Origin of the sequence: Alteromonas sp. KC3, assembly GCF_016756315.1 — a bacterium.
In the GTDB taxonomy this organism is placed as follows: Bacteria; Pseudomonadota; Gammaproteobacteria; order Enterobacterales; family Alteromonadaceae; genus Alteromonas.
In genome coordinates this window covers 1,556,339-1,570,086 of the sequence record NZ_AP024235.1, presented here as the reverse complement: position 1 = coordinate 1,570,086, position 13,748 = coordinate 1,556,339, and the positions used below count along the sequence as shown (strand labels likewise).

The window sequence follows — 13,748 nt, the reverse complement described above, 5'->3', positions numbered from 1 at the left end:
GGAGATATCATGAGCACGACCAATATCAAATTTACGGCACCTGGAATGGATAACGACGCCGCTGCAAAAACCATTGAGGTATTGGAGAAGCGTTTAGTGGCCTTACTCGACCTACAACTAACACTAAAACATATTCACTGGAATGTCGTTGGTCCAAACTTTATTGGCGTACACGAGATGTTAGACCCTCAGGTTGACGCCGTGCGTGACATGACAGATACCATTGCAGAGCGTATCGCAACTCTAGGTGGCGTACCTAAAGGAACGCCTAAGGCCATTGTTGAAGGTCGAACTTGGGACGACTATAACATTGGTAAAGGCTTAGTAATGGATCACCTTAAAGCTCTCGATGCGGTTTATGCTGGCGTCAATGGCGACCATCGCAGTGCGATTGAAACACTCGGTGACCTCGATGCTGTATCAGAAGATATGATCACAGGCCAATTAGCTGACCTTGAGCAATTTCAGTGGTTCGTGCGCGCGCACATTGAATCTGGCAGCGGCGAGCTGCAGTAATTATTACCATAAATTGTAATAAAGAGAGGCTTTGCCTCTCTTTTTTCTACGATTGATGTACAGTGATTTGAGTCAACATACTCACATCACCATGAGAAAAATAAACACTTTATAATCAAAAAGTTAGCCCTTTACTAACGTCTTCATACATACTCTTCTCTTTACACAGAAAAAATACTGTATATATTTACAAGTACTGTATAAATCATCATGTTCAACTTTTTCGAGTGTGGTTATGTTAGCGCATCTTTCTATTTCAAATTTTGCAGTTGTTAAACAATTATCGGTTCAGTTAGAAAATGGACTTACCGCTATTACTGGTGAAACAGGTGCGGGTAAGTCTATTGCAATTGATGCACTGAGCCTGTGTTTAGGCGAGCGTGCTGATGCCAATGCGGTAAGAAAAGGTACGGCAAAAGCAGAGATCATTGCGCACTTTTCACTAGATGATAATGTAAAAGCGAAAGCATTTTTAGATGAACATGAACTCACGTCTGATGAAGACGAAAACGCATGCTTTATTCGACGTGTAATTTCAAAAGAAGGGCGTTCCAAAGCCTTTATCAATGGCGTGCCTGCTTCGCTACAACAACTGAAGGGATTGGGACAGTACTTGTTAGCCATTCACGGACAAAATACTCACCTGCAGCTACTAAAAGAAGATCACCAGCGCCATTTAATTGATAGCTATGCTAGGCACCCTACTCTACTTGAAGCCGTAAAACATGCTTATAATTTATGGCGTGATAAACAGAAAACACTGAGTGACTTACAGGCCCAAGCGCAGCAACGTGAGGATCGCCTGCAACTACTCACCTACCAAGTTCAAGAGCTTGACGAATTCGCAATAGAAGACGGTGAGTTTGAAGAATTAGAAGTAGAGCATAAACGCCTAAGTAATGGACAGAGCTTGCTGGAGCAAGCACAAACGAGTGTTTACAACTTGTATGAAAGTGATGAAGGCAACGCGCTATCGGTGATTCAAAACAGCATTGAGCGTTTGGGCGAACTCGAAGCACATGATGCAACGTTAACCCCTATTATCGCGATGCTAAACGATGCTGCCATTCAAGTAGAAGAAGCAGCGGGTGAACTTCGCAGTTATTGTGACCAATTAGAGATTGATCCACTGCGTTTACAACACGTTGAAGCCCGTTATGCAAAAGCGATGGAACTTGCCAGAAAGCATTCAGTAATGCCTGAAGACTTATATAGACACCACCAAGAGTTAGCGGGCGAATTCCGTTTACTTGGTGAACAAGAGTCACTGCTTGGCACGTTAGAGTCTGAGGTAGAAGATGCAAGAAAAGCATATTTAAGTACGACTAAACATCTATCAGAAAGTCGAATTGCTGCCGCAGCTAAGCTATCTAGTGACATTGAAGATCAAATACAGCAAATGAACATGCCCCACGCCAGGGTATGCATAGACGTTAATTATGATGAACTTAGAAAGCCAGTCAGCACTGGATTAGATACCGTTGAATTTAGGGTGTCGACAAACCCAGGCCAAGACGCTGATAAGCTTGAGAAAGTGGTGTCAGGTGGAGAGTTATCTCGTATCGGCTTAGCTATCCAGGTAATTGCTAGCGATAATGATGCCACTCCAACTATGATATTCGATGAAGTAGATACGGGTATTAGTGGGCCGACGGCATCAATTGTCGGTGGCCTACTGCGCAAATTAGGTAAGCAATCTCAAGTTATGTGTGTTACTCATTTACCTCAAGTTGCAGCGCAGGCGCATAATCAGCTTTTTGTCACCAAACTCACCGATGGGGAAAGTACTGAAACACAAATGCTTGCACTTACCAAACAAGACAGAATTGATGAGTTAGCACGCTTACTAGCAGGTGATAAAATAACCAAATCTGCACTTGCTAATGCAAAAGAACTGCTTAAAAGCGCTGCATCGAACTAAAATGCAGTTGATTGGTCATAGTTGTCAATGTAGCATGCTTTCGCGCTTGCAATAAAACAGCCTGTTTTTAACTTTATTAAGGACAGGCACGAACAAAGGCAATACTGGACACAATAACGCATGAAGTTGCAACACCTATTAGTAATTCTTAGCATCACTCTTACCACAACCGCTTGCTCTAACTGGATTTATCGAATTGACGTACCTCAGGGTAACTTCCTTGACCAAAGGGATGTAGAGAAACTACGCGTTGGCATGACAAAAGAACAGGTTATTTACGTTTTAGGCAACCCGGTTGTTCAAGACTCGTTTGACGACGATACATGGTATTACGTTTACGATATGAAGCGCGGCATGAAAAAGCGCGGCGAAGATTTTCAAAAACAGATGATCATCAACTTTGTTGATAACAAAGTCACTACGGTAGAAGGTGATTTTGAACTGTCTGAAGACTTTAATACCCCACTCGATAACTAAGAAAAATCTCAAAGGTAGCGGATTGTTTTTGCTACCTTTTTCTTTTTCTCTCACTTTAAAAGACTTTATATTCTGCATTAAAACCTACTTTCTAAGAGGCACATATGGAACATAGTTTTTGGCACAGCAAATGGCAAAAAAATGAAATTGGATTTCACGAGCCCAAAGGCAATGCGCTACTCGTTAAATATGCAGAAAAGTTACTAGAGCCGGACACTTCAAAAATACCGCGAATATTTGTACCGTTATGTGGCAAAACTAGGGATATCAGTTGGCTGTTGTCTCAAGGTGCTGAGGTAGTCGGCGCCGAATTGAGTGAATTAGCGATTGAACAGCTTTTTGAAGAACTGGGTGTGTCACCGAATATCACTGCTACACCCAAGGGTAAGATTTATTCGAAAGATACCCTAACTGTATTCGTTGGTGACATTTTTAAACTCAATTCACAAGACATCGGCGATGTATCTGCCATATACGATAGAGCTGCCCTAGTAGCCCTTCCTGATACCCTAAGAACGCAATATGCCTCTCATTTAGCCCAAATCACAAATAATGCCACGCAACTAATTATCTCGTTTGAATATGATCAAAGTATAATGGCAGGCCCACCGTTTAGTGTTAATGAACGTATGGTCGATACACTTTATGCTGATAAATACCATGTTACTCGCTTAGAGCGCTCTGAATTAATTGGAGGCCTAAAAGGCAAAGTCGACGCAGACAATTTGGTTTTTCACTTAGTTGCGAAACAGAAATAAAGTACACGTCAAAATAAACAGCCTTTATGCAGTTGACTGCTAATTTGCAAAGCGACTATTTTGAAGCTTGGTTAGTGAATTGAACACAATCAGTGGTGAAGGGAATTACATGGAAGGAATTGGATGGAAACTAAAACTCGGACAATAGTAACTACCCTCGCCTCTCATGGTGAAAATGGTTGTGGGTTGATTTCACTCTCGCTTGAAACTGGCATTAGCCAAGACTATCTTCGAGCATTCTTAAAGCAGCACAAGCAATACTGCGCTTCTATCGACAACTATAAATTCAAGATTAACAGGCAAGCTGAAAACTCAGAATCGTTAGATGACATCATAAAGTCAATTGAACAAACGCGAACTGAAAAATACATTAAGGGTCGAGTAAACAAGGCTTTTTGTTTGGGCGTTATAGTGGCAACCTGCATTCCAGTTGCGTTTAATTTCTTATTCTATTTATACGAATTGTGGTTTTAGCTTAGCGCGTATCGAGTTTAGCTACATCATTCATATTGAATTGGCAATAAAACACGTTGTTAAGCTAGTATAAAGACCGTGAAATCGTTCTAAAGGACTGATATATGACAAGTCGGAGGTCATGTTGAAAGCAATACACCTATTATTTCTTTTTAGTTGTTACAGTGCGGTTTGTAACGCAAGCACGTACGAAGAAAAAGTTGCGCTGTCAAAAGCGTTAGTTGGACAACAGGTTCAGACACCTACGTTTTTAACTTCATCAGGTAATGAAGTGTCCTTCCCCTCTTTAGAAGGTAAACCTACTGTTGCCTACTTCTTTGCATCATGGTGTGCTCCTTGTTACAGCTCATTGAAAAACTTACAAGCAGTTCAAAGCGAACATCCACAATCGGTTAATGTCGTTGCTATTTCGCTTGATGATGACTGGGACGAGCTAAATACAATGCTTGAGAAAACGGGATACACTGGCACAGTGTGGAAATCTGAAGCTGACAGCGATGTTCTGATTAAAAAAATGTTTGGAAACTATGCAGTCTCAATTCCTTACACCATTAAAATAAGTGCAGATGGCGTGCTCACAGAGTCGAGTTACTCAATCAAAACCGAGCCACAGTGGAAAGCAACGTTAAGTAATGAAGTATCACTGGAAGACGCTGAGCTAAAATAGTACAAACTGATAGCTTCTGAACGCGAAGAATATACGCATTTAACCCAAAGAACTGATTTTATTTTCCAATATTTACGGGGCGATTGAGAGTGGACACCTTTTTATCTTTTGCAGGCATCCTCGCATCAATTTGGATTGTGCTGGGTATTTATATCGCATCGCGATTTTATCCAAACTATAGTCATTCAAGGCAATTCTGTAGTGAACTTGGCGCTTTTGGCAGCCCCACTCAAACGTTATCACCCGCTATCAATAATTATCCATTGGGCATTTTGTTCGTGCTTTACGGAGCTTACGTAAGCTATCGTTTTCATATACACGTGCCCACCCTATTTATTGGCTTGATGATCATTGTTCATGGAATCGGAACTTGGATATGTGGCATCTATCCTATGGATGCTGATCCATATACAACAACACCTTCGAAGAGCTCTAAAATTCACACGTGGTCAGGCCTAATAATGCTGATTTCATTTATCATTGCACCCGCCATTGTGGCTTTTTCTAGTGTCTATCCAACATCGCTTCGGCTTATATCAGTGTTGTGTATCACGGGCTGCTTTTACTATTCTTTCAAACTGGCAAAAGCACTTGAGCAACGAACCGTTCCCGGCCTATATCAAAGGCTTAGTTATGGCTTTCAAATACTATGGTTGTTCGTTTATTCTCTCTATGTCGTAGCGATGTACTGAAGCCGTTTTCACAGACCAACGAGTGTTTCAATGCCAAACAGGATTGCACCAATAAGCCCGCCAACTATTGTGCCGTTTATACGCACTTTTTGCAGATCACGTCCGATATTAAGCTCTACCTGTTGCGCCATTTCACGCTCGTCCCAACTGTTAATGGTATCTCTGATATGTCGAGTTAAGAATTCAGCAAGTTCCGGTGCCATATATTTCGCGGCTTCGCCTATGTGCTTATTGAAAGCTCGTGACAACTCACTATCACTTGTGAGGTTTGTACCAATATCTTTAAGCAAAGACGCTACCTTAGTTTCAGCTTTCCCCTCTTTCTCATCAAGCGTTGCTAGCAACCAAGTATGAAAGCGCCCCCACGACTGATGCACGTAATTTTTGAGCGCAGGATCATTCACAATCTTCTCTCGATAGCCATTCACTTTCTTTTCCATTAACGGGCTATGCTGTAATTCGTACAAAAATTCATGAACTTGCTCATCAAAAGCATGGCGAATTGGATGCTCTTCATCGTGATAGATATCTTCCAGTATGCTCGACACCGCTTTAACCGCGATTAGCGCCCCCTGTTCACTTAACCAGCTTGACGGCAAAATTTTCTCTAATCGGCTGTATTCAGTTTTAAGCCACACCACTAGCGTATCTGCGATATAAACCTGTGTATCTGGCTGCGCCATTAAATTTGCCAATTTGCCTAACACGCGATCAAGCACGACCTGATGTTGCCGCTCCCGCGTGACAGCGTTAAGCGATGTCGCCATAAGCTGGCGCAAGTCGAGTTGTTTAATGCCTTTTTCAGCCGTACGGGCAATAAACGCCTTAACGGGTTCGTCGTCCAGCACTCGCAGCACGCCTGCAAGAGCATCGCAAATAAACCGACTTAACCGAGTAGCATTAGCATCGACAACTAGCCATCGCCCCGCGCCCTTGGCAGGATCACTGCTACTGATTAATTTCTCTATCGCTTCTGGGTGAAAAAATTTCTCTTTCACAAATAGTGAAAGGTTATTCGCAATAACACTTTTGTTATTCGCAACTATGTTGGTATGAGGTATGGGATATTTTGCTGGTATAGGTTTAAACAGCGCAGTTACTGCGAACCAGTCTGCTAGCCCTCCAACTAAAGCAGCTTCACTGGCCATTTTAATAAGACCAAGCCACCAAGCGTTGGCTAACTCAGGTATAAATTTAGGTGTTGCTGTGGTAATCATGAAAACACTTGCGGCAAAGATTAAACACCCCAATGCCAGTCGCTTGGCCTGCGCTAACTGCGTGTATTTATCCTGCATGAAATCTCCATTTACAATCTTCAATCTTGCCGTATACCATCACCAGCAAAGGGTACGCTGGCGAAATAGCGTTTAAAATGTTCTCTTACCACACCGTGATATTATGCAAGCACATGCAAGCAATAGGCCTTTGTTAAGCAACGTTAGCCCTTAAGGACACATCAACCCTTCCACTTTCATGCTAAACCACTTTACAGCATCTAAACTTGCGTTGATTTAGACAGCCATCTTTTTAACACTTTCCACTATTTAGCACTATTTAGGACAGACACTTTTTAGCAATATTTAGGACAGACACTTTTTTCACGCTAAACAAGTGGGTGTCCATTTTTGACATTTGTTTTTTACCCAACGCCAATTTGTAGAATTTTCGCTCACAAAACAATGTTCAAATTCCCTATAAAATAGTGAGTTACGCCAACTTTCAGTCAGTCAAACTTTCTGGCTTTCTACTTTTCACCCTAAAAACATGTAACTCACTGTTATTAATAGATAAATAATAGTGGCACATAATATGATTACCAATAAAGTAAAACTGGTTATTGCTAGTTACGATTATTTACATTTAATAACAACGTTTTGCGTTACATTGAGCGACAATCCCCTCGCTCATCTGCTGTTCAAAAAGGAAATAAGAAAATGAAAAAGTCTATGATTGCTGGTGCTGTATTACTTGCCTCTGCTTCAATGTTGTCTGGCTGTGTTATCCATGTAGGCAACGCCAGCGCGATGGAAGGCAGCGATTTTAGTTCGATATTGGGCAACATTGATATAGCTGAAGGTAAGCACGCGGGAGATATTTCATCGGTTAATGGCAATGTTGAAATTAGCGACCATGCCGGCGCAGACGATGTCAGTATTGTGAATGGTAATTTAGAAATGGAAAGCCATGTTACGGTTCGTAGTATCGACATCGTTAATGGCGATATCTCAGCAACGTCACACCTTAGTGTGTTAGGTAATGTTGAGTCAGTAAATGGAAATATTACGCTGCCAGAGCAAAGTAAAATTGGTGGCCATGTTGAAACGGTGAATGGAGATATCACTGTCACCGATACTGTGGTAGAAGAAGATGTTGAAACTCTAAACGGTGACATTACGCTTAAGGGCAACACGCATATTATCGGTAACATAATTTATCGCGAGAGTGAAAGCTCATGGGGTAAAGGTTCTGACAACAAACCGACACTGACTATCGAGAGCGACGTTGTGATTGATGGTACTATTATCTTAGAGCGCCCTGTTAATTTAGCATTCGACAATGACGCATTTGATAAAAAAGTGGTTGTCAGTTACAGCGGAGCGCAGTAACGTAGCGCTTTTTTAAGTGCTAGCACCTACCTATGACCGAACAGGAAAAGATGTTGTCAGGCGAGTTGTATTACCCGTCTGACAAACTACTCACCACACTGCGCAAGCATTGCCGTCAACAGCTCGACCTCTTAAATGCTACCTGCCAAACCGAGCATAAAAAACGCACCCAGCTTTTAAAAACCTTATTTGGGAGCACCGGTAAGCGGCTTTATATCGAATCAACATTTAAGTGCGACTACGGCCAGAATATTTATGTTGGCGAAAACTTTTACGCTAATTTCAACTGCGTGATTTTAGATGCTGCTCGCGTAACGATAGGCGACAATTGTATGCTCGCCCCTCAGGTAGGGCTATATACCGCTACTCACCCAATTGACCCAATACAAAGAGCCACCGGCATTGAGTTCGCTAAGCCTATTACACTCGGCGATAACTGTTGGATTGGAGGAATGGCGGTGATAAACCCAGGCGTAACGCTTGGCAATAACGTTGTTGTTGCCTCTGGTGCTGTGGTGACAAAGTCGTTTGGCGACAATGTGGTAATAGCGGGCAACCCTGCCAAAGTGATAAAACACATAGAGCCAGGCGAAAACCCGCTAGTTAACCCGTAAACGCTTTAGTTGCTGACACCATTGGTATCGATAGACGTAAATTTATCGAAATAGCGCGTGAGCGATGGGGTCATTTTTTCCTCCATTCTCCCGTGTAGGTGTGAAAACAATGCACGCTCTAGCAAGTACAGATACCCGTCTTTTGCCAGCGAACTGTTTGGGCTATGCCCTTCACGGGCATCACTCACTAAACTAATGGCCTTGCCATCAGCATGCAGCCTTAATGCAAATTCTCGCACATCTTCAATCGCAACCCTGTCATCTTGTGCACCTGCCCACATATACAGAGGTTTATCAATGTTCTGCCAGTGCTTATCGGGTGACTGTTCATAAAGGTACGACACGTCTTGACGATTGGTTATATCGCCCATCAAAGCCGAAAAGCGAGGTAAACGCATTGGCAAGAAGACCGCTGGAATAGATGATTTGTAATGTCTGATGGTATCAGACATATTGTTGGGAGCGGCGGCGGCAAAAGCAACGCTAAATTTATCGGGTGTAAACGCCAATGCATTAATTGCGCTAAAACCGCCAAACGAATGCCCAACAATAGCTAAACGATCTGCACGACCCACACCATTTTCAAGCAAGTAATCCACACTGTCGATAATGTCCTGCTGAACACGTCCGTTGCCAAAATCGCGCTGAGCGCTGGTCATATATGCCTGCCCCATACCTGTTGAACCCCGAAAATTGGGCTCGAACACCGCATAACCTCGGTTCGCCATAAACTGGCTAATACGATTGTAGGAGCCATGACTTCTGTTCCACGGTCCTCCATGAGGAAAAACAACCAAGGGAACCTCGCTGGCCTTATAACCACTAGGTAATGTCAGGTAACCAAACAACGGCATACCATCACTGGCTTGGTACTGAATTGGCACTCTAAGCGCTGACCATGTTGCGTCTGTTTGAGAGGGCTCTATGTGCGATAAAGGGCTTATCCAGGTGTCAGACTCGGCCAAATAAAGCCTAAAATGCACGTTACCACTTTGCTGATCTTCTTCGGCAACCAGCCAGTGTGTTAACGACTTATCAGGGGTAAAACGATAAATATTATCACTTATTCTGCTCGTCAGCCTATTGAGCAACGCCTCGGCATTTGGCGTTAACGCTTCGTAGTGAACATACTGGGTTTCATAACCCAAAAGAAACGGTTTGCCCTCCGGTGATACAAAAAACTGTGAAGCATCAAACGGTGGACTATTTTCGGTTGTAATGGCTTTCTTGATTCCAGTCTTCGTGTTTATGGCGTGAAGCGTCGCGGTGTCATTGTCAATTTGACCAGAGAGCAGCAATGTGTGTGTTTGCGCAGACCAGTGATGTATTTTACACGTATCGAACACCTCGCACTTTATGATTTCTCGTTCTCCATCAGCAAGCAGCTGAACAATGCTTTGATAATCGTTACCCATTAGTGAGACAAACCTTACCGCCTTTTTATCTGCCCAAAAATTCATTATTGGAAGTGGCGAGCGATACTGAATAGATTCGTTTGAGTGACTGTCCGATTTTGAGTGACTGTCCGATTTTGAGTGTGAGTGACTGTCCGATTGCTCATCCGAATTGCGTTTGAAGTGACTGTCCTTTTTTAGATTTGAGTGACTGTCCACTTTTATTAGCGAGTACATGCTTTGGCTAACATCGTATTTAAGCAGCCAAAATGCGTCGGGGTTATAGCTGTCTGTTTTAACAAACAAGGTATTAGCATCGCTCAAGCGATAGCGCGTTTGCGCAAGCTGTTGTTTAGATAGCCCAACAAATACAACTCGTTTTGCGTCCACATAAACAAGGCGATTGCTGTCGGCTGTCCAACTTAGGTTTTCAAGATTGTGCGCAGTGATAAGCTTTACATGCTTATCCAACGCAATGTCATAAACCCAAAGTTGCTTGCGCTTATTCTCCTTAATGACATAGCTCATTTTAAGGCCATCAGGTGATAGCAGTACGCTTTCGACAGGCTGCTCTTTATTAAATACGGCCCTACTAATTAACGCAGACTTCGGTTTAGAAAACGCCTGCTGCTTTGCTCGTTCAATGGGTACATATTCATTATTTTCCTGCGCGGCGTAGGATGCATTCATTGCAATACCCACGCACGACACACATAACCATAGATACACTGATACCTGCCATCTGGTATTCATAGCATTCCTTTAAAATTTAAAAACGGATTGAAATAGCAAACACTGCTATCAACGAGTGTTTGGTAGCGGCAACCACGTTTTGTTTCTTGCGTGATTGCCGTTTGGGTAGTTAACCCTTTAGTGAGTATTTGGGCGTGTTAACTTCGCCTTAGCGGCTGAAGCAGCACAAAACTGAGTAACGCGGGAAGACCCAACACCATGCCCAATACACGCCACGTAAGGCGAAGACTCGCTTTGTCGACAAGCGCTCTAGTAAGGCGCCACAACACTAACACCGAGGCAAATTGAAGTAGTGCGGCAACCACCCAAATGTAAAGCGGATAGTGTTGATTTTTTATGTCTTCAAAGCTCATGTAGCGGCTTTCAAATGGGTCAATGAAATGGGCAAGCAGCTCTTCCGACACAAAGATAAACGGCGCTACTATAAAGTTATAGTGTCGTACCCAACCAGGTAAACTGTGTAAATAGAACTCACGCTCCCCCAATTTTTCGCTACTGCCATCAAGGCGAGTAATAAATACTTCTGCGCCTGGGCGATCAAACCCGAAATAGTGTTCGCCGGTAAAGATAAGTAAATATCCATCGGCCACTTTTAACCCATATGCGGTGTCGGCTCCACCAACACTTGCTGGATAAACAAACTGATAATCCACCACAAACTCGGCAAAATCATCATATAGCGTATTGCGATTAAACATCAAAAGCTGTGTAGAGGTGGAAATTCTGCCTACCTGCTCTGACAACCATAACGCACTGGTGTAGCGCTCCCCGGGGTTAGGACGGTGTTTGACAAGCAAGGACTTTGTTTCAAAATCGATGCTGTATAGACCATCTGGCGTCGATAAGAACTTGCCTTGGCTTAAATGAGGGACAAACTCAAAACGGTCACTGCTCTTCGCATCATTAACCGACGCCACAAAGCCATCGCGCCCAATAGCACCTAACGACTTCCCAGAGTAACCATCAACGCCTACAAGCAGCATTTCGTCATGTGAAAACTTCCACACATTGCGCGTATCGGGGTCGACGATAGCGTCTTGATTATCAAATCGGTGCAGCTGATTTTTTCGCGCCGACTGCCATGGTGTCACCGGTAACGACAAAACATCCGCAAGCTTGGCTTGATTCGCATAGTGCGCGGCTTGCGCGTGACCGCTGCCCTCTAATATGTAGCCCACAGCGTTTTCAAAGTTGTTTTCCCAGATCAATTTTCGTGTGCCATCAACCGGGTTCATATCAGGATGTTTACCAATGGCCATCATCGGCAAGTGATAGAACACGGTAGTAGCAAGTATGAGCACAATAACCACACTATAACTCACGCCGGTTGCCAACAAGCCTGTGCCCAAGGGAGTATCCAGTGGTTTGTTCAAATCTGGCTTAAAGCTTTTAATGTTTAAATAGAATAAGGCGCAAAGCATAAACACCAAAGGTACATATTGCGCTAGGGTGTTTTTGGGCTCTGGGAAAAAAGCAATAAATAATGTGTAAAACACCAAAATAGCAAACCGGGAACGATGCAATACTGAGAGCGTTCCCACCATGTAGCACGACGCATTAAGTAAAGTAAGATAGCCGATAAACTGGTAGTGACGCCAATCGACAACTTTATTGGTGAAGTTGTCGTACCCCAGCGTAGTGATAAGTAACGACAAGGAAATCGTACTCATAAGAACGGTAATCCCTGCCAGCATAAGGCTTAGGTAGATTTTGCTGCTGTCTAAGGGCCGGTGGATAAGAAAAACCCAGAAGTTTTTCTTTTTCCATAACAGGGCGTGCACAATACCAAAAACGAGCGAGATAATTATGCTACCCACCGTAAGTAAAAAGCCCATATTGCGATGCAAAATATCCCACAAGCCCATTTTGGGCAGCATTAAGTATGCCGCAAGAAGTAAGGCTAACGCCGTTGAGGCGAGTAACGCAAAGCGTTGAAATTCGCTTTTATAGAGTGCAAACATTACGACAGCTCCACAGGCTTGTTATGGTTTCTAGTGAGGTAAGCGTTAACCGCGTTTTCAAGGTTCACTGGCATAGACTGCACAAATTTGGCCCCCATAAGCTTTAGCAGGGATGCAAAGTTTGTATCGCTTACTTGGTCGGCCACCACAATGTGATGCAGCCCTTCGATAATTTTGTAGCTCAAAAACCCCGGAATATTTTCTGGCTCAAAAGCCCTGCCGTCGAAATCTACCGTCCACGCCGTAACTCGAGAGAGAAACTCATCGGGCGAACAATTATTGATAAGCCTTCCCTTTTCCATAAGGATAAGGTTGTCTGCCAAGCGCTCTATCTCTTCCATTTGGTGTGAACAGTAAATAATGGCCGCATCTTGTTCAGTGCCTATCAGCATCAATGACTCTAAAAAGCTTTGCTTAGCCACCACGTCTAACCCAAGCGTAGGCTCATCTAGAATCAACAGTTTAGGCTGCTGCGCCAGTGCTAAAGACAAACTAAAACCTGCCCTTTCCCCTCTTGATAGCCCCGACACCTTCTGTTTAGGATCGATATCGAAGTAGCTAATTGTTCGGTTAAAAACATCTTGTTCCCATTGTGGGTAAAAGCTGCGCTGCAATTTCATTACACTGGACACGGACATCCACTCAGGTAATGTATGCTCTTCGTTTACATAGCCTATTTGAGCGCGGTCTTTGGACGTTAGGTGTTGGGAAGGTCTTCCTAAAACATGGCAGCTTCCTGAAGTTGGCGTGTCAATGCCAAGCAGCAACCTAAATAGCGTAGACTTACCCGCCCCATTACTGCCCACAATGGTATGAATACCGCTGCGCGGTACCGTCAGCGTGAAACCATCCAACGCCTTTTTATTACCAAATTGACGGGTTAATAAATCCGTTTCAATACACACTTCAGACATG

Annotated in this window: 13 protein-coding genes; 9 read left to right on the top strand and 4 right to left on the bottom strand. The window is 43.4% G+C overall.

The genetic code is table 11. The features are described from left to right. Positions 1-9: 9 nt before the first annotated feature. From dps to JN178_RS07035, 7 genes are all read left to right on the top strand, one after another. Positions 10-516, top strand: coding sequence for a DNA starvation/stationary phase protection protein Dps (gene dps / locus JN178_RS07065; protein WP_202264768.1), 507 nt, complete (start codon positions 10-12; stop codon positions 514-516). Between the two features lie 235 nt (positions 517-751). Next, positions 752-2,437: a DNA repair protein RecN gene (recN, locus tag JN178_RS07060; RefSeq protein WP_202264766.1), complete on the top strand. Its 1,686-nt coding sequence runs from the start codon at positions 752-754 to the stop codon at positions 2,435-2,437. Between the two features lie 120 nt (positions 2,438-2,557). After that, positions 2,558-2,914, top strand: a complete 357-nt coding sequence (locus tag JN178_RS07055; protein ID WP_202264764.1) for an outer membrane protein assembly factor BamE — start codon at positions 2,558-2,560, stop codon at positions 2,912-2,914. A 104-nt stretch (positions 2,915-3,018) separates the two neighbouring features. Beyond that, on the top strand, positions 3,019-3,672 hold the full coding sequence (gene tmpT / locus JN178_RS07050) for a thiopurine S-methyltransferase (protein WP_202264763.1): 654 nt from the start codon (positions 3,019-3,021) through the stop codon (positions 3,670-3,672). Between the two features lie 123 nt (positions 3,673-3,795). Next, entirely contained in the window at positions 3,796-4,146 is a 351-nt protein-coding gene (locus JN178_RS07045; RefSeq protein WP_202264761.1) for a hypothetical protein, read from the top strand. Positions 4,147-4,267: 121 nt separating this feature from the next. Next, entirely contained in the window at positions 4,268-4,813 is a 546-nt protein-coding gene (locus JN178_RS07040) for a TlpA family protein disulfide reductase (RefSeq protein WP_202264759.1), read from the top strand. Positions 4,814-4,902: 89 nt separating this feature from the next. Further along, positions 4,903-5,505, top strand: coding sequence for a DUF998 domain-containing protein (locus JN178_RS07035; protein ID WP_202264757.1), 603 nt, complete (start codon positions 4,903-4,905; stop codon positions 5,503-5,505). Positions 5,506-5,513: 8 nt separating this feature from the next. Here JN178_RS07035 and JN178_RS07030 read toward each other — a convergent pair whose 3' ends face one another. Further along, complete coding sequence (locus JN178_RS07030) at positions 5,514-6,800, bottom strand: DUF445 domain-containing protein (RefSeq protein ID WP_202264755.1); 1,287 nt, start codon at positions 6,798-6,800, stop codon at positions 5,514-5,516. 639 nt (positions 6,801-7,439) lie between these two features. On the opposite strand from JN178_RS07030, the gene JN178_RS07025 reads away from it, so the two are divergent. Together JN178_RS07025 and JN178_RS07020 are read left to right on the top strand one after the other, a co-directional pair. After that, on the top strand, positions 7,440-8,111 hold the full coding sequence (locus tag JN178_RS07025) for a hypothetical protein (RefSeq protein WP_202264753.1): 672 nt from the start codon (positions 7,440-7,442) through the stop codon (positions 8,109-8,111). Between the two features lie 32 nt (positions 8,112-8,143). Beyond that, positions 8,144-8,725 (top strand): sugar O-acetyltransferase, encoded by a 582-nt coding sequence (locus JN178_RS07020; RefSeq protein WP_202264751.1) that lies wholly within the window; start codon positions 8,144-8,146, stop codon positions 8,723-8,725. A 5-nt stretch (positions 8,726-8,730) separates the two neighbouring features. On the opposite strand, the gene JN178_RS07015 is transcribed toward JN178_RS07020, so the two are convergent. The 3 genes from JN178_RS07015 to JN178_RS07005 form a co-directional block, all read right to left on the bottom strand. Continuing rightward, a complete protein-coding gene (locus JN178_RS07015) occupies positions 8,731-10,872 on the bottom strand; it encodes an alpha/beta hydrolase family protein (protein WP_202264749.1) in 2,142 nt (713 codons plus the stop codon). Between the two features lie 137 nt (positions 10,873-11,009). Next, the gene (locus JN178_RS07010; protein WP_202264747.1) at positions 11,010-12,833 is read right to left on the bottom strand and encodes a hypothetical protein; all 1,824 of its coding nucleotides are present in this window, start codon (positions 12,831-12,833) and stop codon (positions 11,010-11,012) included. Then, positions 12,833-13,747, bottom strand: coding sequence for an ABC transporter ATP-binding protein (locus tag JN178_RS07005; RefSeq protein WP_202264745.1), 915 nt, complete (start codon positions 13,745-13,747; stop codon positions 12,833-12,835). Before JN178_RS07005 ends, JN178_RS07010 begins: the two co-directional genes overlap by 1 nt. Between the last annotated feature and the right edge of the window lies 1 nt (position 13,748).

Coding starts and splice junctions, on each gene's coding strand:
- dps (WP_202264768.1), top strand. CDS start 10: ATGAGCACGACCAATATCAAATTTACGGCACCTGGAATGGATAACGAC.
- recN (WP_202264766.1), top strand. CDS start 752: ATGTTAGCGCATCTTTCTATTTCAAATTTTGCAGTTGTTAAACAATTA.
- JN178_RS07055 (WP_202264764.1), top strand. CDS start 2,558: ATGAAGTTGCAACACCTATTAGTAATTCTTAGCATCACTCTTACCACA.
- tmpT (WP_202264763.1), top strand. CDS start 3,019: ATGGAACATAGTTTTTGGCACAGCAAATGGCAAAAAAATGAAATTGGA.
- JN178_RS07045 (WP_202264761.1), top strand. CDS start 3,796: ATGGAAACTAAAACTCGGACAATAGTAACTACCCTCGCCTCTCATGGT.
- JN178_RS07040 (WP_202264759.1), top strand. CDS start 4,268: ATGTTGAAAGCAATACACCTATTATTTCTTTTTAGTTGTTACAGTGCG.
- JN178_RS07030 (WP_202264755.1), bottom strand. CDS start 6,800: ATGCAGGATAAATACACGCAGTTAGCGCAGGCCAAGCGACTGGCATTG.
- JN178_RS07025 (WP_202264753.1), top strand. CDS start 7,440: ATGAAAAAGTCTATGATTGCTGGTGCTGTATTACTTGCCTCTGCTTCA.
- JN178_RS07020 (WP_202264751.1), top strand. CDS start 8,144: ATGACCGAACAGGAAAAGATGTTGTCAGGCGAGTTGTATTACCCGTCT.
- JN178_RS07015 (WP_202264749.1), bottom strand. CDS start 10,872: ATGAATACCAGATGGCAGGTATCAGTGTATCTATGGTTATGTGTGTCG.
- JN178_RS07010 (WP_202264747.1), bottom strand. CDS start 12,833: ATGTTTGCACTCTATAAAAGCGAATTTCAACGCTTTGCGTTACTCGCC.
- JN178_RS07005 (WP_202264745.1), bottom strand. CDS start 13,747: ATGTCTGAAGTGTGTATTGAAACGGATTTATTAACCCGTCAATTTGGT.